The following is a 19953-nucleotide window of genomic DNA, read 5'->3' on the forward strand; positions in this document are numbered from 1 at the left end:
CCAGACCATCTGCTACCACGGCGCAGAGCAGTGACTCTATGGCCCCAAGCATCGCGATCGCAAATGCCGGACCCAGGAGTTCACTGAACAGCACAAAGCTCAATGTCAGGGGTTCACCATCGGGACCTGGCAGCGACCACGGTGCCATGAACGTCGGCGGGATAGGTGGAATCCCGCTCCCTGTCTGACCGCCCACTTCCCAACTGAACCGCGAGGCTATCGTCTCCACAGCACCCGCAGATCCCGGATCGCCCGTCAGCGCATTTATGCCGTAGGCCGCAACGGCCCCCACAATAAGACCAACCAGAGGTGCCGGAATCGGTGACCGCAGCCTTGGCCAGAGCAGCATCACCACCAGGGCAAATGCACCAACCCCCAGCTCCAGCGGGTTAATGGTCGGCAACGAAGCCACAATCGTCGAGACATTTTCCACAAAGTGTTCGCCCAGCTTTCCGGTTTCCAGCCCAAGAAAGTCGGGAACCTGTAAGACAGCAATGACGACCGCAATCCCGGCCGTAAAGCCAAGCACCACGGGGTAAGGCACGAACTGGATCAGACGCCCCATCCGGGTGAGCCCCAAAGCCACAAGGATCATACCCGCCATCATTGATGCAATGAGCAATCCGCCCAGACCATACTGCTGGACGATGGGAAACAGGATAACCACAAAAGCGGCCGTCGGGCCTGACACATTGAAACGCGCACCGCCAGTCAATGCGATCAGCGCACCCGCCACGATGGCCGTGTAAAGACCGTGCTGCGGTGGCACACCTGTCGCTATGGCCAGTGCCATTGACAGGGGCACGGCCACGGTACCTATGGCCAGGCCGGCCATCACATCCTTGCGCAAGTCGGCGATCCCGTATCCGTCTTTCAGGGCGGAACGCAGCCCCGTTGCGATACCCGGCAAATTGCTCAGAAACTCTCGCATGGCGATCATTAATCCCTTTTCTTAGTCCAGTATCTGCTGACGAACCCTTGGCCCCGCCCATAAAATCTGCTCAGGAACACCATGGTGGCGGATGTTGTCATCAAATAACCGCGCCAGCCTGGTTGCCTCCTTCCAATAATTGTCGGGGTTGCGCCAGGTCTTTGCCGGGTTGAGGTACTTCGAGTCAACGCCCGGAACCTGCCTGGGAATCGTCAGATTCATGACCTCAAGTTGTTCGGTTTCAACCGAATCGAGCGAGCCATTTCGGCACGCCTCGACGATGGCCCGGGTGACCGGAATGGGGAAACGATGACCCTCTCCATTCGGCGTTCCAGAACCGCCCGTCCATCCAGTATTGACGAGGTATACTCGGGATCCAAATTCCGCAAGGCGTTTCATGAGCAATTCGGCGTAAATGCGGGGACGCAACGGCATGAACGGAGCACCGAAACAGGCGGAAAACGTCGGGGTTATGCCTTTCTCGCCACCCATCTCTGTTGATCCGACCCTTGCAGTGTAGCCGCTGAGAAAATGGTAAGCGGCGGCTTCCGGCGAAAGAATGGACACAGGAGGCAGCACCCCAAACACATCGCAGGTCAGGAAAATAACGGTTTTGGGCTCTCCGGCCCTGTTTTCCTGCGTTCTTTTCTCCACATGCTCCAGGGGGTAGCTGCACCGGCCATTTTCGGTCAGGGTTGTATCCGTGTAGTCAGGTTGACGGGTGACCGGATCCACGACGACATTCTCAATTAACGCACCGAAGCGAATGGCGTCCCATATGATCGGCTCGTGCTCCCGGGAAAGGTTGATGGTTTTCGCATAGCAGCCGCCCTCGATATTGAACACGGAACCCTTTGTCCAGCCGTGCTCGTCATCACCGATAAGGTGACACTGCGGATCCGCTGACAAGGTCGTTTTGCCCGTGCCGGACAGGCCAAAAAACAGGCAGGTATCCCCATCTTTTCCAACGTTCGCAGAGCAATGCATCGGCAGTACGTTCTTTTCAGGCAGCAGATAGTTCTGTACCGAGAACATCGCCTTTTTGATTTCGCCGGCGTAGTGCAAACCCGCAACCAGCACGCGGCGGTTGGTGAGGTCGATAATCAACGCCGCGTCTGAGTGGGTGCCATCACGCTTCGAATCACAGACAAAACGCGTGCAACTGACCAGGGTCCACTGCTGGTCTTTAGTTTCTTCTTCCTCGTCCGCATCGATAAACATGTTGTGAGCAAAGAGACTTTGCCAGGCGGTGTCGGTATAAACCTTGACCGGAACAGCGTGGTCGGGATGGGCCCCAACCGTGTGCCAAGAGCAGAAATGCTCGTCCTCTCTCAGGTAGTGATTAACCCGCTCCCACAATCTCTCGAATCTCTCGGGATCGAAAGGCTGGTTCACCTTTCCCCAATCCACTCGAAGCTCGCTGCGATCATCCTGGACAATGAAGCGATCCGCCGTTGATCTCCCCGTTCGGTTTCCAGTGGTGACAACCAACGCCCCGTTTCGATCAAGAAAACCCTCTTCCCGGCGAATGGCCGTTTCTATCAGCTCGACGGGGCCGAGCGACATGTTCAGGAACGATGAATTGTGCATTCAACCATACTCCTTTGCCGAAACCAGTATAATATGATTATAATACCATTATAATTAAATTCGAATACAGTACGTACAGACCCAGTGGCAGAACGTAATGCGTGCGGTATCGGTCAACGGCACTGAAATAACGGTAATCCATGCGAAAACACGAAATAGAAGCGCTCAGGAAGAAGGGACTGGTGGACTCAGTGAAGATCGTCAGATCACCCGCAGATGCGAACGAATGGGTTGTGCTGTTCAAAGAGAAAGACGGGAAGAGCTTTTTCCTGATCTCCGATAATGACCAGGTCTGCAGCTACGCAACTCTGGATGCAGCGGTCCATGCGCTGGATGCATTGGGCTTTGCACGCGCCGAAGTCCTGTTCTGATCAAGACTCCCCTTAATCAATCATACGTTCCGGTGAAGCCCCATGTGCAATACGTACGCTGAAATGCTGGGTGTTGGCAATAAAATTTTCGAGGCTAGAGATTCTTTAGGGCCGGTCAAAGTCTTCGACAACGACTATGAGCGGTATCTCACCTTTGGCTCCATCTATGAACTAAGCTGTCAGAAAAAATCCGATCCCGGGTTTCTGATGCATGAGCACACCCGAGCTATGATTCTGCCGCTGGTGTTCCAGGAGCCCGGAAATGCCGTCGTGCTGGGATTGGGCGGTGGCAGTCTGGTGAACTGCCTCTACCACCGGTTTCCTGAGATCACACTGGAGGCAGTGGAGCGTCGCCAGATCGTGATCGATATCGCACAGCACTATTTTGCCATTCCCAACGACCCGAGACTGACGATCCGCTGCCAGGATGCCGAAGATTTTATGACGGGGCCAACCAGGGGAACCGTGGATCTTTTATTCTGCGATCTGTTCAATGCCAACGGCATGGACGAGGTTCAGCGTCATCCTGCATTTCTGTCCAATTGCCACGCCATGCTGAGCGAAAAGGGCTGGGCTGCGTTCAACTATTTCAACGGCCACGCTGAGACGGCGGAGGCGATTCAGAGCCTGGAGGAGCAGTTTGACGCCGTGTATACCTGCTATTTGTTCACAGGGAATCTAATCGTACTGGCTGCCAAACAATCACCCGATAAGGATCATGCAGGGCTGGTGGAGCGAGCCAAACGCCTGGAGAGACATTTGGGATTCCCGCTCGTCAATCATTTTCTGCGGCTTAATTCTGTGGCACAAGAAAACCGGGCGTGGCTGAATTCGCCAGGCCCGGTTTTCTGATATCGACCACCAGAAAGCTGCGTCAGCGCTGCTTCTCAGCAGCCGTGGGCACCCGCGGTCGAGAGGTATAGTCGACACCATGCTGCTCCAGATAGTCCCGAATTAACTGCCGGACAACCTGTGACGGCGTTAAATCCTGGGCGGCACACAAATCTTCAAGGGCTTTCTTTTTGACCGGATCGATCAGAACCGTCAGTCGCGCGGTTTTTGATTCCATGGTAATACCTGAACCTAACCTGTTTGATTGATTATAATGCAATTATAATTGTTTAGAGATCCGGCATCCATGCTTATAGCCAGGCAAGGGCCTACACAGATCCTGCCCGGCCAGTGCCGTGAATGCTGTCATCCCGTGAAGTGCACAACCAGGAGCACAATGCAAACCAGCGTTGCGATAAAGGTCGAAATCAAAATAATGCCTGCGGCCACATAATGCCGAAAGCTTGCTTGTTGGCTATCCTGCTCCAGGTTTTTACGACTTTGCACGCCAATGGCTGCGGCGAGAACGGTTTTTAGAACCCTCAGAAACGAGGTTCGATTGGACCGCTCGCCGTCACTCTTTTCCTTCTTCAAGGCAACCGATCCTCCTAAAGCGGATAGTGCGCGGGGTAAGGCAGACGCGCGACTCCGGAATCGATGGCCGCCTGGGCGACGGCAGCCGAAACCACGGTCAGCAAACGTTTGTCCAGCGCTTTGGGAATGATGTAATCCCGGCCAAAAGACAGCTCAGTCAATTGGTGAGCTTCAAGTACCTCACGCGGAACCGGCTCTTTCGTCAACTGGCGAATAGCGTCTACCGCAGCAACTTTCATTGCTTCATTAATGCGGCGTGCACGAACATCCAGGGCGCCTCGAAAAATAAACGGGAAGCCCAGAACGTTGTTGACCTGGTTCGGATAATCGGAGCGTCCGGTCGCCATGATCAGATCGTCCCGGATAGACATGGCCAGCTCCCGGGATATTTCGGGGTCTGGATTGGAGCAGGCGAAAATGACCGGTGCGGGTGCCATTCGCTCCAGCTGCTCGGAACTCAGAAGATTGGCCCCTGACAACCCAACGAAGACATCGGCACCCTCAATGGCATCATCCAGGGTTCTTGCGCCACCATCGTTGACAAATTCCTGCTTGAAACTGTTTACACCTTCCCGCCCGGAATAAATCACGCCCCGGCGATCAAGCATGTAAAGATTCTCTTTTCTCGCTCCGAGCGATATCAGAAGCCGCATGCATGCAATAGCGGCGGCACCAGCTCCAAGACACACAATTCTGGCGTCTTCCAGGCGCTTGCCCTGAATTTCCAGTGCATTGAGCATACCGGCGGCCGTGACAATCGCCGTACCATGTTGATCATCGTGAAACACCGGGATATCGCAGGATTCGACCAACTGACGCTCTATCTCAAAGCACTCTGGCGCTTTTATATCCTCAAGGTTGATACCACCAAAGGTGTCAGCAATGCATCTGACCACATCAATAAACTGCTGCGGGTCCTTGGTATCCACCTCGATGTCCATCGCATCGATGTCAGCAAAGCGCTTGAACAATAAAGCCTTCCCTTCCATCACCGGCTTGCTTGCCAAAGGCCCAAGATCCCCCAAGCCGAGAATTGCAGAGCCATTGGTAATGACCGCAACCAAATTGCCTTTGCCCGTATATTCGTAGGCTTTGTCCCGATCTTTGGCAATCTCGCGGACCGGCTCGGCAACACCGGGGCTATAGGCCAGAGAGAGATCCCTGGCAGTTTCAGCGGGTTTGGTCAGCCCGGTGCAAATCTTTCCCGGCCTGGGTTTTGCGTGGTATTGCAATGCTACCTGTCTGAAATCTGTGCTCATCGAGACTTACTCTTTCCGGAGGTATTATAACACCATTATAACAATATTATAACACCATTATAATTTTATTACATCAAAGCACGATAATGCTGCAGAGTATCAGCTTGAGTCCCGGTTAATTTTCATCCCGGGGGAGCTGGCAGGGCTCAGCCTACAGTGTAGGACTCTAAACCGGAGACATTTTGGCCATGGTGTTCTGACTCCCCCGCGTAATGGGCTTGCATTTCATTACAATCAAACTGTAATCGATTCAGGCATTCGTCCTGCGCCGTTATGACGATATTCCGAAGGAGATGACTCTTAGTGACTGTTTATCCGCAGAAGGAAGGAGCTTGTTGCCTTCGCTGCCCTTACCAGGCTGGCGCCGACAACCTTCAGAACACAGCACACAACAAGAAGAAATAACGATCGCCAGCCCTGCCCGGACAGGCAACCATCCATCAGGCGGTAACCGGCGTTTTCTCCGGCAACATCATTGAAAGCAGCGACGCGGTAGCCACCAGTCCGGCGGATATCCACAGGCAGGCTTCCAGCCCGTAAGCCTGGTAGACCCAGCCGGACAGGATGGTGCCCAGCAACCGGCCGGCTGCATTGGACATGTAGTAGAAACCCACATCCAGCGATACACCATCACCCCGGGCATAGCTGACGATCAGGTAGCTGTGCAGTGAGGAGTTGATGGCGAACAGCACCCCGAACAGCAGCAAGCCACCCACAACCACTGTCTGTGCTGGCCAGCCCGCCATCAGGGCGCCGGCTATGCCGGCCGGAATCAGTGCCAGCGCCGCCGCCCAGAACACCGCACCGGATTTGCCATTGGAATGGCCGGTAATCTTCGGGGCGATGGTCTGGATAAATCCGTAGCCAATCACCCAGATAGCCAAGAAACCGCCCACCTTCCAGAAGTCCCAGCCAAACGCTGTGTAAAGGTAGACGGGCAAGGCCACCACAAACCACACATCCCGGGCACCAAACAGAAACAGGCGGGCGGCCGAGAGCACATTGATGGCCCGGCTTTTGGAAAGAATCTCGCTGAACTTTGGCTTTGCCTTGCTCTTGCCCAGATCCTGGCCCAGCAGGAACAGGCTGGCCAGCCAGACCAGTGCCAAAGCCGCGGCCATGATCACCACAGCGCCCTGAAAACCGGATGCCATCAGCAACACACCGCCGAGGAAAAAGCCCACACCCTTGAGCGTATTCTTCGAGCCGGTGAGAATCGCCACCCATTTGTAAAGGGTGCCCTGCTGCTCGTCCGGCACCAGCAACTTGATACCGCTCTTGGCGGACATCTTGTTGAGATCCTTGGCAATACCGGACAGCGCCTGGGCCGCCATTACCCAGGGCACCGTGAGCATGGCAGCCGGTACCGCGAGCATTCCCAGCGCGACAATCTGCAGGAACAGCCCGATGTTCATGGTGCGGTTCAGGCCCATGCGGGCCCCCAGGTAGCCGCCCACCAAATTGGTCACCACTCCGAAGAACTCGTAGAAGATGAACAACAGGGCGATTTCCAGGGGCGAATAGCCCAGCTCGTGGAAGTGCAACACCACCAGCATCCGCAGGGCCCCATCCGTCAGGGTGAAGGCCCAGTAGTTGCCGGTGATGACCAGGTACTGTCGGATAGCGGCAGTCATATCAGGCAGAGCCTACCTTACGTGCCAGCTCGACGGTACGGTTGGCGTAACCCCACTCGTTGTCATACCATGCGTAGATTTTCACCTGGGTACCGTTGACTACTAGGGTGGACAGGGCATCGACGATGGAGGAACGCGGATCTGTCTTGTAGTCGATGGACACCAGTGGGCGGTCTTCGTAGCCCAGGATGTCTTTCAGTTCCCCCTCGGCCGCCTCTTTGAGCAGTTTGTTGACCGTCTCACGATCCGTTGCCTTCTCCACTTCAAAGACACAGTCGGTCAGTGACGCATTGGTCAGAGGAATACGCACGGCATGGCCGTCGAGCCGCCCCTTGAGCTCAGGGAAGATCTCGATGATCGCAGTCGCCGAGCCAGTGCTGGTGGGGATCAGCGAGCTGCCGCAGGCCCGGGCCCGGCGCAGATCCTTGTGGGGGGCGTCCAGAATGGTCTGAGTATTGGTCAGGCTGTGGATGGTGGTGATGGAGCCGTGCTTGATGCCCAGCTTCTCGTGGATCACCTTCACTACCGGCGCCAGACAGTTGGTGGTGCAGGAGGCAGCGGTCACAATACGGTCGTTGGCCGGATCGAAAATACCATCGTTCACCCCGACCACAATGTTCTTGGCTCCGGCTTCCTTGACCGGGGCAGTAACCACCACGTGCTTCACGCCCTGGTCCAGATAACCTTGCAGAACTTCCACGGTCTTCATCTTGCCACTGGCTTCGATCACCAGATCGCAACCGTACCAATCGGTTTCCGCAATGGTCTTGTTTCGGGTGACACGAAGCCGCTGGCCCCCGATCACCATATCCTTGCCGTCCGCATCGGCCTCATGGGCCCAGCATCCGTGCACGCTGTCAAAGTTCAGCAGGTGTGCCAGGGTTGCCGCATCGGCACCCGGATCGTTGATGGCAACAAACTCCAACTCCGGCCACTCCCAGGCCGCACGCAGGGCGAGGCGACCGATCCGGCCGAATCCGTTAATACCTACCTTGATCTTGCTCATGATGAACTCCTTGAAAAACCTTCAATCCGGTGAAGAACCTTGCATTCAGACTAGCCGCACGCCGGGGCGGTCCGGCATGGCCTGCAGTCGCGATTTTTCCTGTTGTATCAGCTTTGCATTACTGTCCGAGGTCTCATCCAGTACCCTGATCAGCCACTGCGGCAGCTGGGAATGCAGGGAATAGTAGACCCATTGGCCCTGGCGCTCCGTTTCCAGCAGGCCAGCCTCCTTAAGAGTCGAAAGGTGCCGGCTGACCTTGGGCTGCGAGCTATCCAGCGCGGTGGTCAACTCATAGACACAGAGTTTTTTCTGGTCACGGATCAGCATCAGGATAGCCAGCCGCAGTTCATCGCCCAGCGCCCGGAACACCGTCACCGGGTTGTAGTCCGGCGTCTTCAGACCCGTCTCTTTCTGGTGCACGAGGGTAAACAGGCCAATGCGTTCCTTCAGTTCCTTGAGGATCAGGGAAAAGGTGGCGTGGCGGTTGCTCGGCACCGGGTCCGGGAAGTCCCAGGCAATCTGCTGGGCCGGCTGACAGACGGTGCCGCATTCGTTGGCGGCCTTCTCACACAGGGTGATCACGTAATCCCAGTGCTCATCTTTAAGATCCGCCAACTGCTTACTATGGAGTCCGTCCACGTTTATTCCGGACTCCTGCAACACCTGCAACGCCATGGGATGCGGCTGGGTTGGCTCGGTGCCGGCACTGGCCACCTCAAAACGGTCACCAGCCATATGTTTCAACAAGCCCTCCGCCATCAGGGAGCGGGCGCTGTTGGCGGTACAGACAAACAAGACTCTGCGCTTCATATTCGATTATCCATATACATTATTTAACGCATATACTGTTTGTCGGATACTAGATTCCCAAGTCGGGAAAGTAAACCGGTTTTGACCCGAAATTTCCGATGTCAGCAAATTTTCCTCCCGGCTGTATCTTTCTGACATGTCAATCGTCTCCTCTGGAGCTACTATCTGAACCTCAATCCAGTTTCACGATTTGCGGAGTACCATGCGTTATCCAGATCTTCCCAACATCAACCAGGAATTGTTTGTAGCCCCGACCGCCGATCGGGTATTCGCGGACAAGCCTTCCACCCATGCCCCCCGGATTCTGCTGCTGTACGGCTCTCTGCGGGAGCGGTCGTTCAGCCGCCTGGCGGTGGAGGAAGCGGCTCGCCTGCTGGAGGCCATGGGCGCCGAAACCCGCATCTTCAATCCCCGCGGCCTCCCCCTGGCCGATGCCGAGGATGCCTCGCACCCGAAGGTTCAGGAACTGCGGGACCTGGCGGAATGGTCCGAGGGGATGGTGTGGTGTTCACCGGAGCGTCACGGTGCCATGACCGGTATCATGAAGACCCAGATTGACTGGATTCCCCTCTCCATTGGCGGAATGCGCCCCACCCAGGGCAAGACCCTGGCCGTAATGCAGGTCTGTGGCGGCTCCCAGTCCTTCAATGCAGTGAACCAGTTGCGCGTGTTGGGGCGCTGGATGCGAATGGTCACGATCCCCAACCAGTCCTCGGTGCCCAAGGCGTTTATGGAATTCGATGATAACGACCGTATGCTGCCTTCCTCCTACTACAATCGCATCGTGGATGTGATGGAGGAGCTGGTGAAATTCACTCTGCTGATCCGGGATCGCAGTGACTTTCTGACCGACCGGTATTCCGAGCGGGTGGAAAGTGCCGAGGAAGTGTCTAAACGCGTCAACCAGCGCAGCATGTGAGGGGACATTGATGAGCAGCAATACTGAAACCACAGCGACAGTGGATACCAAAGAAGGCATGGACCTGTTCGGCCGCTACCTGTCGGTCTGGGTGGCCCTGGCGATCATTGCCGGTGTTGCCCTGGGGCAACTGGCTCCGGTTGTGCCGGAAACCCTGTCCCGCTTCGAGTACGCCCAGGTGTCCATCCCCATCGCCATACTGATCTGGGCGATGATTTTCCCGATGATGGCTCAGATCGACTTCAGCGCAGTGATAGGGGTGAGAAAGGAGCCCAAAGGGCTGGCCATCACCACCATTGTGAACTGGCTGATCAAGCCCTTCACCATGTTCGCCATTGCCTGGTTTTTTCTGATGGTGGTGTTCGAGCCCTGGATAGCGCCGGGACTGGCCAGCGAGTACCTGGCCGGTGCCATTCTGCTGGGTGCCGCGCCGTGCACCGCCATGGTGTTTGTGTGGAGTTATCTGACCAAGGGTGATGCCGCCTACACTCTGGTGCAGGTCTCGCTGAACGACATAATCATGCTGTTCGCCTTTGCCCCCATCGTGGTGTTCCTGCTGGGCATTTCCGACATTCAGGTGCCCTGGGATACGGTGATTCTCTCAGTGGTCCTGTACATCGTGATTCCCCTGGTTGCCGGTTATCTGACCCGTCGCACCCTGATCGCCAAACGGGGCCTGCGCTGGTACGACGAGGTGTTCATGAAGCGCCTTGGGCCGGTCACGCCCGCGGCACTGATTGTTACTCTGGTACTTCTTTTTGCCTTCCAGGGAGAGGTGATTCTGGAGAACCCGCTGCACATTGCGCTGATCGCCGTGCCGCTGATCATCCAGACCTTTCTGATTTTCTTCATTGCCTACGGCTGGGCAAAAGTCTGGAAAGTGCGCCATTGCATCGCCGCCCCCGGTGCCATGATCGGTGCCAGTAACTTCTTCGAGCTAGCCGTGGCCGCGGCCATCGCCCTGTTCGGCCTGCAGTCCGGTGCGGCCCTGGCCACGGTGGTCGGTGTACTTGTGGAAGTACCGCTTATGCTGATGCTGGTGAAAATTGCCAACAACACCCGCGATAAATTTCCGGCCTGATGACCACTAGAAAGAACCAGGGAGCACACTGACATGTCCGAAATTCGATTCAACAAAGTGCTGGTAGGTGTGGATTTCTCACCGGCAGAAAGTGCACTTTTGTCCTGCTTGCCAGAGCTCAAACGCTGGGGCACCGACACTTTAGTGATGGCGCACATGGTGCCGGTGGGCTACACCAGTATTTCCGGTTATGGCCATGAGGCGGATTACCTGAAGGACCTGGAGAAAACCGCCGAACCATTGCGCCAGGCGGGCCTAACCGTGGAAACACTGGTGCGGGACAGCACTCATCCCGCCAAAGCATTTGCCGCGTTGGCCGGCGAAATGGATGCGAACATGATTCTTGTGGGGTCACGCAGCCACAACTTCCTACACAAGTTGTTCCTCGGCAGTTTCGCGACCGAAGTTCTTCAGCATTCCAGGGTGCCGGTACTCATTGAACGTATCGAGAAATCCGCCCAGCAAACGGCAGAGGCGTGTGAAGCAGTGTGCCGGCAAAATCTCGACAAAGTACTGCTGGCCACAGATCTGTCCAGGGAAGTGATTGAAGCAGAGCAAACCGCCATTGCCCTGTCGGAGCACGCCGGGCAGTTAAATCTGTTGACGGTCCTCAACAAGGAGTTCTCGGCAGAGGCCGCAAAGGATCATCTGGAAGCCCTGAAAAATCGCCTGGTTCAGCGCGGAAACACAACCGAGATTCTAATGGCTGCGGGCACCCCGTCGGAGGTGATTATCAGCGAAGCCCGGAACGACTACACATTGATCATCCTGGGCAAGCACGGCAATGGTCGTCGCACCGAAACGCTGATCGGCAGCACGGCTGAAACGGTCTGTCGGGATGCGCAACGACCGGTGTTGGTGGTGCCATCAACAACCTGAGTGCCCTGCACTTATCAAGCTGGATCAAATACCATGAAGTTTCTGATTTTTCTGGGATCAGCCCGCGACAGCACACCACCCAGACCGGCCCGGCTGGGAATGCGGGTGGTGAACGCCCTTGAACAGCATTTCGGGGAGAGCTGCCCCGACCACGAGGTTGAGATCATCGATCCACTGGAGTGGACCTTTGACCCGGTTTTCAAGCCACACTTTGCCTACGCTCGGAGTCAGGTTCCCAAACAGCTCGACGAGCTGGCCGGGAAAATTCAGGCGGCTGACGGCTACGTCATGGTCAGCCCGGAGTATAACCACTCCATGAGTCCGGCTCTGGCGCACATACTCAACCATTTTGGCAGTTCCCTGTTTGCCTACAAACCCAGCCTGATTGTTACCTATTCGGCGGGACAATGGGGCGGTGCCAGGGCGGCGGTGACCATGCGGGGATTCCTGTCCGAACTTGGCTGCCTGCCGGTCTCCGCCATGATCCAGATCCCCGGGGCGGCCGATGTACTCACCGAATCGGGCGATTTCCAGGCCGGGGAGGGCGCCAACCGCTGGCAAGGCTATTTCCATCGCGGCACCGCCCAGCTCCTGTGGTGGGCCGAGGCCACCCGCCGCCATCGCGAGCATACCGACCCTCACCGTACCATCGGTGATTTCAAGCGAGACCCGAAACAGCGCAATGCGCCGAATTGACCAACATCAATAAAAACCCAGACGACCTGCTCCATCGCTAGCGGCCGCCACAAAGCTGGTCTAATTTTAACCAGAGGTTGCCGGGTTCGTGCATTTACATCACAGCAGCCGAACCCAGGATTTTCTGATTGGCCGCATGGGGATAATGGCCGGCCAAAAACAACAATGAGGGAGAGCACCGATGAAACTTTCGAGAAGGCGATTCCTCGCCTTTACAGGCACAACCGCAGCTGGCTCTGCCGCACTTGGCGGCAGCCTGCTACTGAACCCCGCCCACGCCGCCGAAGGCAGCCAGCAGCCCGGCAAAGTCATGCTGGACTATCCAAAAATCAACATCAGCAAGGCGAGTAACCTCAAAGTCGGCCAGCCGGTTTCCTTTACCTATCCGGACTCGTCCTCACCCTGCACTCTGATCAAAATCGGAAGGAAAACCCAGGGAGGCGTTGGTCCGGATGGCGACATCGTCGCCTACAGCAACCTGTGCACCCACATGGGTTGCCCTGTGTCCTACTCCAGCGAAGAGCGCACCTTCAAGTGCCCCTGCCATTTCAGCGTGTTTGATTCCGAGCTGAACGGCCAGATGGTATCCGGTCAGGCCACGGAAAATCTGCCCCGAATTCTCCTGACGTACCGGGATTCGGACGATTCCATTGAGGCAACCGGAGTGGACGGCTTGATTTATGGCCGTCAATCCAATCTGCTACCCGGCGCCTGAAGGAGAAACAGCTCATGTTTGAACACAGGAAGGACCGGATCGCATTGCCGCCGGCCAATGCCCAGAAAACCCAGACCTGCTGCCATTTCTGTATTGTTGGCTGCGGTTACCATGTCTACAAGTGGCCGGCTGACCAGGAAGGCGGGCTGGCACCCGATCAGAACGCGCTGGGCCTGGATTTCCGCCAGCAGCTTCCGCCACTGCAAGTGACCATGACCCAGGCTATGACCAATGTTATCCAGGACGACGACGGCAGTTATCAGCGGATCATGATCGTGCCCGATAAGGACTGCAAAGTGAACGGCGGCCTGTCCTCGACCCGAGGAGGTCAGATGGCCTCCATCATGTATTCGCCCCAGACCCCGGTGGGCAGTCAGAGAGTAAAATATCCGCGGGTCTTTGCCGGTGACGAATGGCGGGATACCAGTTGGGATCAGGCCATCGCTCTATACAGTCAACTGACCAAGCGGATCCTGGATGACGACGGATCTGACCAGTTGATGTTCAACCTGTTCGACCACGGTGGTGCCGGCGGTGGCTTCGAGAACACTTGGGGCACCGGCAAGCTGATCTTCACCGGTCTGGGCAGCAAGATGGTGCGGATTCACAACCGTCCTGCCTACAACTCCGAGTGCCACGCCACCCGGGATATGGGCATCGGTGAGTTGAACAACAGCTACGAAGACGCCCAGATGGCGGACTGCATTTTCTCCATCGGCGCCAATGCCTATGAAACCCAGACCAACTACTTTCTCAACCACTGGCTCCCGAGCCTGCAGGGCCAGACTGCCAACAAGAAGCAGGCGGTCTACGAGGATGGGGAAACCATCCAGCAAACGAAGATCATCCTGGTCGATCCTCGCCGGGCACTCACCGTCGCCCTGCTCGAACAGGCGGTGGGCAAGGACAACATCCTGTTCCTGGACATCGAGCCGGGCACCGATACCGCCCTGTTCAACGGCCTGCTGACCTACGTTGTCGATCAGGGCTGGCACGACAAGGCGTTCATCGAAGCGCACACCACCGGCTTCGAGGACGCCCTGAAAGCGAATCGCCAGAGCCTGGACGAAACCAGCCGGATTACCGGCATCAGCAAGGACAAGCTGATCAAGGCGGCGGAATGGGCCTACAAGCCCAAGGCCTCCGGCCACGCGCCCAGGACCATGCACGGCTACGAGAAGGGCATCATCTGGGGTAACGACAATTACCGCATCCAGTCGGCCCTGGTGGACCTGGTGCTGGCTACCCATAACGTGGGCCGTCGGGGCACGGGCGTGGTCCGGATGGGCGGCCACCAGGAGGGCTACTGTCGCCCGCCGTACCCTGGTGGTCGTCCGGCGCCGTACGTGGACCAGGAAATCATTCAGGGCAACGGCCAGATGCTCACAGTCTGGGCCTGCAACGCCTTCCAGACCACGCTCAATGCCGAGCAGTACCGTAACGAAGTCCTGCGCCGCAGCGACATCGTGAAACAGGCGCTGCGCAAGGTCCGGGGCGCCGGGCCGGAGAAGATGGCGGATGTCATCCACAAGGCCGTCAAGGAAGACGGTGGGCTGTTTGTCACCGTGATCGACCTGTATGCCACCAAATTTGCCGAAGCCGCCCATATGGTGCTTCCGGCGGCGCATACCGGCGAGATGAACCTGACCTCGATGAACGGCGAACGGCGCCTGCGCCTATCGGAAAGATTCATGGATCCTCCCGGAACCGCCAAGCCGGATTGCCTGATCGCCGCCGACATGGCCAACGCCCTGCGCAAGCTGTATGAGACCGAGGGTAACGCCGAGATGGCCAAGCGTTTTGAAGGCTTTGACTGGAAGACCGAAGAGGATGCCTATAACGACGGCTTCCGGCGTGCGGGCCAGGACGGCGCGCCGGAAATACACAGCCAGGGTGGCCCCACCGGGCACCTGGCCACCTACAAGCGCCTCAGAGCTGCAGGCAACAACGGTGTGCAACTGCCGGTCAAGGAGTACAAGGACGGTCAGTTGATCGGTACCGAAATGCTCTACACCGACAACAAGTTTGATACCGATGATGGCAAGGCCCATTTCCTGGAAGCCCCCTGGAATGGCTTTCCCGAGGTGGTGGAAGAACAGCGCAAGAAGTACCGTTTCTGGATTAACAATGGCCGGACCAACCAAATCTGGCAAAGCGCCTACCATGACCAGCACGTGGAGTTCCGCCGGGGCCGTTACCCCATGGCGCCACTGGAGATCAATCCGGAGGATGCCAAGGATCTTGGTATCGAATCCGGTGATGTCGTAGAGATGTTCAACGACTACGGCGCCACAACGGCCATGGCCTACGTGGAGCCTGATATCAAGCCCGGGCACGTGTTCATGGAGGCAATGTACTTCAACTCCGTCATGGGTGATCTGGTGACCCCCTGGACCGACCGGAACGTCATTCCCTACTACAAGGGAACCTGGGCGGATGTCCGCCGCGTTGGACGAATTGAAGACTATGCCGACAAGGTGAGCTTCAAGCGTAGGCGATACGTCTAAGGCGAAAGTGGGTGTCAGAGCGGATGGCTGAGTTCTCGGTGAGACGCTCTAACACCCACAAGCTGTGGGGCAAGTCGCCGCATAGGACTCGCTTTCCGGCTGCAGCACCGTGTGACGGATCTCGAAACGGTCATGAAGCATCTCCGTTGCCAGCGCCAATAACCGGTCACGATCAATTTCCTCTGCGGCCAATACAAGGTGAGCGGTGATGGCATTTTCCCGGGTGCTCATGGCCCAGACGTGGAGATCGTGAACGGATGTCACTCCCGGCAGCTCCAGCAGGGCCTCCTGCACGTCGGCCAGGTCAATGTCGTCCGGCACGCCATCAAACAGCAGGTGCAGCGAACGACGGAACAATGACCAGGTGCCCACCACAACCACCAGCGCGATCAACAAGCTCATGGCCGGATCAATCCAGCTCCAGCCCTGCCAGATGTAGAGGGCACCCGCGAGCACTACGCCCAGGGACACCAGCGCATCGGCGGCCATATGCAGGAAGGCTCCACGGATATTGAGATCACCCTTGCTGCCAGCCAGAAACAGCCATGCCGTGATCGAGTTGATCACCACACCAATGCCGGCTACGACCATCACGGTAACCGCCGACACTGGCGAGGGGATCTGTAGTCGTTCAATCGCCTCCCAGGCCAGATAGCCCATCGCCACCAGCAGCACCACAGCATTCACAAAGCTGGCCAGGATGGAGCCTTTACGCCAGCCATAGCTGTGCCGCAAATTCGGATGCAATTGCGCGGCACCAAAAGCCGCCCAGGCCAACAGCAAACCACCCACATCACTGAGGTTGTGGGCGGCATCGGCCAGCAACGCCAGCGACCCGGTTTTCCAGCCGTACAGGGCTTCGACCACCACGAATCCAAGGTTCAGCGTGACGCCAATAGCAAAGGCCCGGCCAAAGTTCTGGGGGGTGTGGTCATAACCGTGATCGTGGGCCATCAGTGTTTGCTCCTTGCCGGTAAACAGATCCGCCCAATAATTTCACCCGCTTCAATGGCGAGTATTTCGCCCTCGGCCAATGGCTGCCAGGGCTTGTCATTCAGTGGCACGGTGGATATCACCGTCACCTGCTGCCCGCTCGCCAGACTGCCCGGAACACTCTCATCCAGCAACTCCGGGAAGCGATCAAGTCCGCAGGATCGCAAATACAGGCCCGGCGGTTCAATCCTGTCAGTGGCGGGCTGGAATCTTCGATCCGCGTGGACAAACAGCGTGTGAGAGTCTGCGTAGAGAAAATTGGCCGGACCCAGTTCCCGCAGCTCACTGAAAAGCCCGGCCAATTTGGCCAGCCGCTGCTCGACGGGCGGCAGGGCCTCGCCAGCATTTTCTTCTGCCGCCAGGGAGTTTAACAACAGACAGAACGCGTATTCCGAGTCGGTCTCGCCCACCGGGTGATATCCCCGGCGATCGCTGCGATAGCGATCCCGGATACCTGCCAGGTTGCCATTGTGCGCAAACACACGCATCCGACCATTCAGCTCACGAACATAAGGCCCGGTATTCGCCAGGTTGATACCGCCCTGGGTAGCGTGACGGATATAGGCCATAGACAGGGTAGTTTCAGGGCCGTGCGCCTCTAGCCAGGGCACCTGAGGGCTCCGGTCCGCTGCGGACGTGTCCCGGTATAAGGCAACATCCGCTCCCTGATAAAAGGCCACACCCCAGCCGTCACGATTCCGGCTGACGGCTTCCTGGGCCCGGGCGGCCAGGCCTGTCAACGAGGTGGTCAACCGGGCCGGATAGCGGCATGACAGGGCCAGCAGTTCACACATCAGAGTGCCTGAATCAGCATTTGAGGCCCTTCGTTTGACTGTGACAACAGACGTTGCCTGCGCTATCCAAAATAACATTGCAGCGCTGCGCCAAGGCTTCCCGCAAACGCTCCCGCGCGCGCCGGATTCTGGCCTTGGTGGCCGGTAATGACAGCCCCTGGGCTCGGGCGTAGGCATCCTGGGACATGGGCGCGAGATCGCAGGCCAGAAGGATGTCGCGGTCGCTTTCGGCCAGATCCGGCAGGGTTGCGTGGATGCAGGCATCCAGCTCATCCACCGGTGCCCGCTCCGGAGCACGTTCATCGGGCAGATGGTCGGGCACCGGCACCCAGTGCTTACGCAGGCGATGACTGTCGGTGAGGGCGTTGCGCGCCACTCGGAACAGCCAGGCCCGGGGGTTCTGCAACTCACAGAAATCCTGCCCTTCGCGCATGGCCTTGAAAAACACATCCTGGAGCAGGTCATCCGCCATGGCCGGCTCTTTCATCTGGCCGATCAGGAAGTTTCGAATTTCAGCCTGGTGCAGATGCCAGGCCCTCAGTACACAGTCAAATGCCATTAATCTGTCACTCCTTCGGCGCGCCGCAAAACGCCGTCCAATTGGGTCCCCGGAGACACGGTGTTGAATACAGTGCCATATTTCCTGACATTTTCATGGAGCAACTCCAGACGACGATCACTTTCATCGGTATCCACAATGATTTTGTAGTCAATCGACTCCATACACGGGGGAGCGTTCTGGTGCACCCCATGAAACCTCACTTCCACCCCCCGAAGCTCGAATTTCAGGATTGGCGTTACCCTCTTGATACCCTTTGATGAACAAGCGAACAATGCCGCAATAGCAACTCCGCAGGATTAAAGGCATCGCGACGTCCTGCCATAATTGTGTCGAGCACGATCTCGGTCTCTTTGCACCGAGCCTTGTTACAGCCGAATCATTCTAGTATCGCAATAACATCATTGTATTCGGATCTGAAGATAGCAACCTATTGAGCATCTTAGTTGTCGAGGTCAGGACTGAGTTACCGAGACTAGGGCACTAGACCTCAGATCGCACATGATAGAGCGGCATACACGCCGAGCACCCGTAACGGGCATGTGAGGGCTTTTTGCCTCTGCGATCGCTTTCCCACAGCTATAAAAGCGACCTAGTCTAATGACCTTGTCCATGTGAGGGAATTGACTGCAATCGAGACGGTGAACCAAGTAATGGCCATGATCCAAAGCGAGCAATTGGAGCTTGGATCTGAACGTTCGCTTTGCGACCAGGGCATCCTCTGAAATCAGCTAAACAAAAGCGAACATTCGCACAGGATCCAATTCGTGCCCATTTTCCCTCCTCGGATTAGAGAAATTCTTTTCCTCTGAGAGTCTTGAAATGCGTTTCAAATCCGGATCTCTAAAGTGAAACTGGTCGTAAGAATCCTTGTTCGATTATTAGGCATATAATTGCAAATACGCTAAAACAGCATGACTTGTGCGTTTTATTTTGCACAGCGCCGCACACTTTTCACAGAGCACCATCTTTAGTGGTCAACTAATTCCGCACAGTATTGGATGCCAGTGTTAACGGCTAGGGCTGTGGGCACAATTCTACGGAAATGCTTCTACCTTCAGCCCAGGCGCCCGGGAAGGGGTGAGTCAGTGCTGGGTGCGGTATCCATCCAAAATAGCGGCCATGTCATCACCCAGGTCGCGCATGATTTGCGGGTCGAGATTACGTTCACCCATGGATCTCAGGCCCATGATCTGCGCCTGGAGAAGACGGGTAAGTCGCCGGCTGTCTATGGACTGTACGAGCTCGCCTTTTACCCTTGCCTGTTCCAGCAATTCCGCGATGGATTGTTCAATGGCAGCAAGAATGCTGTTGGCCTGGTCCGCCAGGGCCGGGTGGGTATTGCTCGATTCCAGCAGCGTTTTCACAATCATACAGGCCCGGGAGGGCGCTGCGTTTTCGTCCCCGCAACTGCAGGCGATGCCGCGCAGATAGTCCTGGAGACCTTCGACAATAGAGTCAAAACCCTTGAGGTGTACGGCCAGCTCCCGGCCTCCCTGCTCAGCGTAGGCGGCCAGTGCTTCAGAAAACAGACCATCCTTGCTGCCGAAGGTGGCGTAGATACTGCCGGGCCGCATGTCCAGGGCCTGCTCGATCTGTTTCATGGAGCTGCCGTGATAGCCCTTCTCCCAGAACAGACCTACGGCCTTTTCCAGAGCGGTTTTGCGGTCATAGCGTGCGTGTCTGGCCATAACAACGATTCACCATTGTCCTGATTTGAGTGACTGCTCAATTATAGCTTGAATGGTCACTTAATAACAGTTAGCCTGAAGTTGTAATTGAGC

At 56.8% G+C, this 19953-nt stretch carries 21 protein-coding genes; 8 read left to right on the forward strand and 13 right to left on the reverse strand.

What is annotated here, in order from left to right:
* Both MSNKSG1_RS03165 and pckA read right to left on the reverse strand, forming a co-directional pair.
* Positions 1 to 940: SulP family inorganic anion transporter (locus MSNKSG1_RS03165; protein WP_008937794.1), on the reverse strand; the 940-nt coding region annotated here is incomplete at its 3' end.
* A 12-nt stretch (positions 941 to 952) separates the two neighbouring features.
* Complete coding sequence (pckA, locus tag MSNKSG1_RS03170; protein ID WP_008937795.1) at positions 953 to 2521, reverse strand: phosphoenolpyruvate carboxykinase (ATP); 1569 nt, start codon at positions 2519 to 2521, stop codon at positions 953 to 955.
* Positions 2522 to 2661: 140 nt separating this feature from the next.
* On the opposite strand from pckA, the gene MSNKSG1_RS03175 reads away from it, so the two are divergent.
* Together MSNKSG1_RS03175 and MSNKSG1_RS03180 are read left to right on the forward strand one after the other, a co-directional pair.
* A complete protein-coding gene (locus tag MSNKSG1_RS03175) occupies positions 2662 to 2892 on the forward strand; it encodes a hypothetical protein (protein WP_040886602.1) in 231 nt (76 codons plus the stop codon).
* A gap of 63 nt (positions 2893 to 2955) precedes the next feature.
* On the forward strand, positions 2956 to 3744 hold the full coding sequence (locus tag MSNKSG1_RS03180; RefSeq protein WP_227497941.1) for a spermidine synthase: 789 nt from the start codon (positions 2956 to 2958) through the stop codon (positions 3742 to 3744).
* Positions 3745 to 3766: 22 nt separating this feature from the next.
* On the opposite strand, the gene MSNKSG1_RS03185 is transcribed toward MSNKSG1_RS03180, so the two are convergent.
* The 6 genes from MSNKSG1_RS03185 to MSNKSG1_RS03210 form a co-directional block, all read right to left on the reverse strand.
* Complete coding sequence (locus MSNKSG1_RS03185; protein WP_008937798.1) at positions 3767 to 3961, reverse strand: CopG family transcriptional regulator; 195 nt, start codon at positions 3959 to 3961, stop codon at positions 3767 to 3769.
* Positions 3962 to 4089: 128 nt separating this feature from the next.
* Positions 4090 to 4317 carry a DUF2970 domain-containing protein gene (locus tag MSNKSG1_RS03190; RefSeq protein WP_008937799.1) on the reverse strand — a complete coding sequence of 76 codons (228 nt, stop codon included), beginning with the start codon at positions 4315 to 4317 and terminating at the stop codon, positions 4090 to 4092.
* Between the two features lie 14 nt (positions 4318 to 4331).
* Positions 4332 to 5576 carry a malic enzyme-like NAD(P)-binding protein gene (locus MSNKSG1_RS03195; protein ID WP_008937800.1) on the reverse strand — a complete coding sequence of 415 codons (1245 nt, stop codon included), beginning with the start codon at positions 5574 to 5576 and terminating at the stop codon, positions 4332 to 4334.
* A 440-nt stretch (positions 5577 to 6016) separates the two neighbouring features.
* Positions 6017 to 7210 carry an organoarsenical effux MFS transporter ArsJ gene (arsJ, locus tag MSNKSG1_RS03200; RefSeq protein ID WP_008937801.1) on the reverse strand — a complete coding sequence of 398 codons (1194 nt, stop codon included), beginning with the start codon at positions 7208 to 7210 and terminating at the stop codon, positions 6017 to 6019.
* Between the two features lies 1 nt (position 7211).
* The gene (locus MSNKSG1_RS03205; RefSeq protein ID WP_008937802.1) at positions 7212 to 8216 is read right to left on the reverse strand and encodes an ArsJ-associated glyceraldehyde-3-phosphate dehydrogenase; all 1005 of its coding nucleotides are present in this window, start codon (positions 8214 to 8216) and stop codon (positions 7212 to 7214) included.
* Between the two features lie 45 nt (positions 8217 to 8261).
* Positions 8262 to 9026: a metalloregulator ArsR/SmtB family transcription factor gene (locus tag MSNKSG1_RS03210; RefSeq protein ID WP_008937803.1), complete on the reverse strand. Its 765-nt coding sequence runs from the start codon at positions 9024 to 9026 to the stop codon at positions 8262 to 8264.
* 202 nt (positions 9027 to 9228) lie between these two features.
* Between MSNKSG1_RS03210 and arsH the strand changes: the two genes are divergently transcribed.
* The 6 genes from arsH to MSNKSG1_RS03240 all read left to right on the forward strand — a co-directional run bounded on the left by arsH (position 9229) and on the right by MSNKSG1_RS03240 (position 15823).
* Positions 9229 to 9945 (forward strand): arsenical resistance protein ArsH, encoded by a 717-nt coding sequence (gene arsH / locus MSNKSG1_RS03215; RefSeq protein ID WP_008937804.1) that lies wholly within the window; start codon positions 9229 to 9231, stop codon positions 9943 to 9945.
* Positions 9946 to 9955: 10 nt separating this feature from the next.
* Positions 9956 to 11026, forward strand: coding sequence for an ACR3 family arsenite efflux transporter (gene arsB / locus MSNKSG1_RS03220; protein WP_008937805.1), 1071 nt, complete (start codon positions 9956 to 9958; stop codon positions 11024 to 11026).
* Positions 11027 to 11059: 33 nt separating this feature from the next.
* Entirely contained in the window at positions 11060 to 11905 is an 846-nt protein-coding gene (locus MSNKSG1_RS03225) for a universal stress protein (RefSeq protein WP_008937806.1), read from the forward strand.
* Between the two features lie 33 nt (positions 11906 to 11938).
* On the forward strand, positions 11939 to 12601 hold the full coding sequence (locus MSNKSG1_RS03230) for an NADPH-dependent FMN reductase (RefSeq protein ID WP_008937807.1): 663 nt from the start codon (positions 11939 to 11941) through the stop codon (positions 12599 to 12601).
* Between the two features lie 181 nt (positions 12602 to 12782).
* On the forward strand, positions 12783 to 13316 hold the full coding sequence (locus MSNKSG1_RS03235; protein WP_008937808.1) for an arsenate reductase (azurin) small subunit: 534 nt from the start codon (positions 12783 to 12785) through the stop codon (positions 13314 to 13316).
* A gap of 14 nt (positions 13317 to 13330) precedes the next feature.
* Positions 13331 to 15823: an arsenate reductase (azurin) large subunit gene (locus tag MSNKSG1_RS03240; protein WP_008937809.1), complete on the forward strand. Its 2493-nt coding sequence runs from the start codon at positions 13331 to 13333 to the stop codon at positions 15821 to 15823.
* Between the two features lie 48 nt (positions 15824 to 15871).
* Here MSNKSG1_RS03240 and MSNKSG1_RS03245 read toward each other — a convergent pair whose 3' ends face one another.
* The 5 genes from MSNKSG1_RS03245 to MSNKSG1_RS03265 all read right to left on the reverse strand — a co-directional run bounded on the left by MSNKSG1_RS03245 (position 15872) and on the right by MSNKSG1_RS03265 (position 19860).
* Positions 15872 to 16777: a cation diffusion facilitator family transporter gene (locus MSNKSG1_RS03245; protein WP_008937810.1), complete on the reverse strand. Its 906-nt coding sequence runs from the start codon at positions 16775 to 16777 to the stop codon at positions 15872 to 15874.
* Positions 16777 to 17610 carry a class II glutamine amidotransferase gene (locus MSNKSG1_RS03250; protein WP_008937811.1) on the reverse strand — a complete coding sequence of 278 codons (834 nt, stop codon included), beginning with the start codon at positions 17608 to 17610 and terminating at the stop codon, positions 16777 to 16779. The genes MSNKSG1_RS03245 and MSNKSG1_RS03250 overlap by 1 nt, the downstream gene beginning before the upstream one ends.
* Before the next feature lie 13 nt (positions 17611 to 17623).
* The gene (locus MSNKSG1_RS03255; protein WP_008937812.1) at positions 17624 to 18169 is read right to left on the reverse strand and encodes a sigma-70 family RNA polymerase sigma factor; all 546 of its coding nucleotides are present in this window, start codon (positions 18167 to 18169) and stop codon (positions 17624 to 17626) included.
* Positions 18169 to 18444 (reverse strand): OsmC family protein, encoded by a 276-nt coding sequence (locus MSNKSG1_RS18865; RefSeq protein WP_227497942.1) that lies wholly within the window; start codon positions 18442 to 18444, stop codon positions 18169 to 18171. The genes MSNKSG1_RS03255 and MSNKSG1_RS18865 overlap by 1 nt, the downstream gene beginning before the upstream one ends.
* A gap of 810 nt (positions 18445 to 19254) precedes the next feature.
* Complete coding sequence (locus MSNKSG1_RS03265; RefSeq protein WP_008937814.1) at positions 19255 to 19860, reverse strand: TetR/AcrR family transcriptional regulator; 606 nt, start codon at positions 19858 to 19860, stop codon at positions 19255 to 19257.
* Positions 19861 to 19953 lie beyond the last annotated feature (93 nt).

It is taken from the genome of Marinobacter santoriniensis NKSG1 (assembly GCF_000347775.1).
Taxonomy (GTDB): Bacteria; Pseudomonadota; Gammaproteobacteria; order Pseudomonadales; family Oleiphilaceae; genus Marinobacter; species Marinobacter santoriniensis.

Excerpts from the sequence above, each read along its gene's own strand:
- MSNKSG1_RS03175 (WP_040886602.1), top strand. The coding sequence starts at position 2,662 with ATGCGAAAACACGAAATAGAAGCGCTCAGGAAGAAGGGACTGGTGGAC.
- MSNKSG1_RS03210 (WP_008937803.1), bottom strand. The coding sequence starts at position 9,026 with ATGAAGCGCAGAGTCTTGTTTGTCTGTACCGCCAACAGCGCCCGCTCC.
- MSNKSG1_RS03245 (WP_008937810.1), bottom strand. The coding sequence starts at position 16,777 with ATGGCCCACGATCACGGTTATGACCACACCCCCCAGAACTTTGGCCGG.
- MSNKSG1_RS03235 (WP_008937808.1), top strand. The coding sequence starts at position 12,783 with ATGAAACTTTCGAGAAGGCGATTCCTCGCCTTTACAGGCACAACCGCA.
- MSNKSG1_RS03205 (WP_008937802.1), bottom strand. The coding sequence starts at position 8,216 with ATGAGCAAGATCAAGGTAGGTATTAACGGATTCGGCCGGATCGGTCGC.
- MSNKSG1_RS03185 (WP_008937798.1), bottom strand. The coding sequence starts at position 3,961 with ATGGAATCAAAAACCGCGCGACTGACGGTTCTGATCGATCCGGTCAAA.
- MSNKSG1_RS03180 (WP_227497941.1), top strand. The coding sequence starts at position 2,956 with ATGCTGGGTGTTGGCAATAAAATTTTCGAGGCTAGAGATTCTTTAGGG.
- arsH (WP_008937804.1), top strand. The coding sequence starts at position 9,229 with ATGCGTTATCCAGATCTTCCCAACATCAACCAGGAATTGTTTGTAGCC.
- MSNKSG1_RS03250 (WP_008937811.1), bottom strand. The coding sequence starts at position 17,610 with ATGTGTGAACTGCTGGCCCTGTCATGCCGCTATCCGGCCCGGTTGACC.
- MSNKSG1_RS03265 (WP_008937814.1), bottom strand. The coding sequence starts at position 19,860 with ATGGCCAGACACGCACGCTATGACCGCAAAACCGCTCTGGAAAAGGCC.
- MSNKSG1_RS03240 (WP_008937809.1), top strand. The coding sequence starts at position 13,331 with ATGTTTGAACACAGGAAGGACCGGATCGCATTGCCGCCGGCCAATGCC.
- MSNKSG1_RS03255 (WP_008937812.1), bottom strand. The coding sequence starts at position 18,169 with ATGGCATTTGACTGTGTACTGAGGGCCTGGCATCTGCACCAGGCTGAA.
- MSNKSG1_RS03230 (WP_008937807.1), top strand. The coding sequence starts at position 11,939 with ATGAAGTTTCTGATTTTTCTGGGATCAGCCCGCGACAGCACACCACCC.
- arsB (WP_008937805.1), top strand. The coding sequence starts at position 9,956 with ATGAGCAGCAATACTGAAACCACAGCGACAGTGGATACCAAAGAAGGC.
- MSNKSG1_RS03225 (WP_008937806.1), top strand. The coding sequence starts at position 11,060 with ATGTCCGAAATTCGATTCAACAAAGTGCTGGTAGGTGTGGATTTCTCA.
- MSNKSG1_RS03195 (WP_008937800.1), bottom strand. The coding sequence starts at position 5,576 with ATGAGCACAGATTTCAGACAGGTAGCATTGCAATACCACGCAAAACCC.
- arsJ (WP_008937801.1), bottom strand. The coding sequence starts at position 7,210 with ATGACTGCCGCTATCCGACAGTACCTGGTCATCACCGGCAACTACTGG.
- pckA (WP_008937795.1), bottom strand. The coding sequence starts at position 2,521 with ATGCACAATTCATCGTTCCTGAACATGTCGCTCGGCCCCGTCGAGCTG.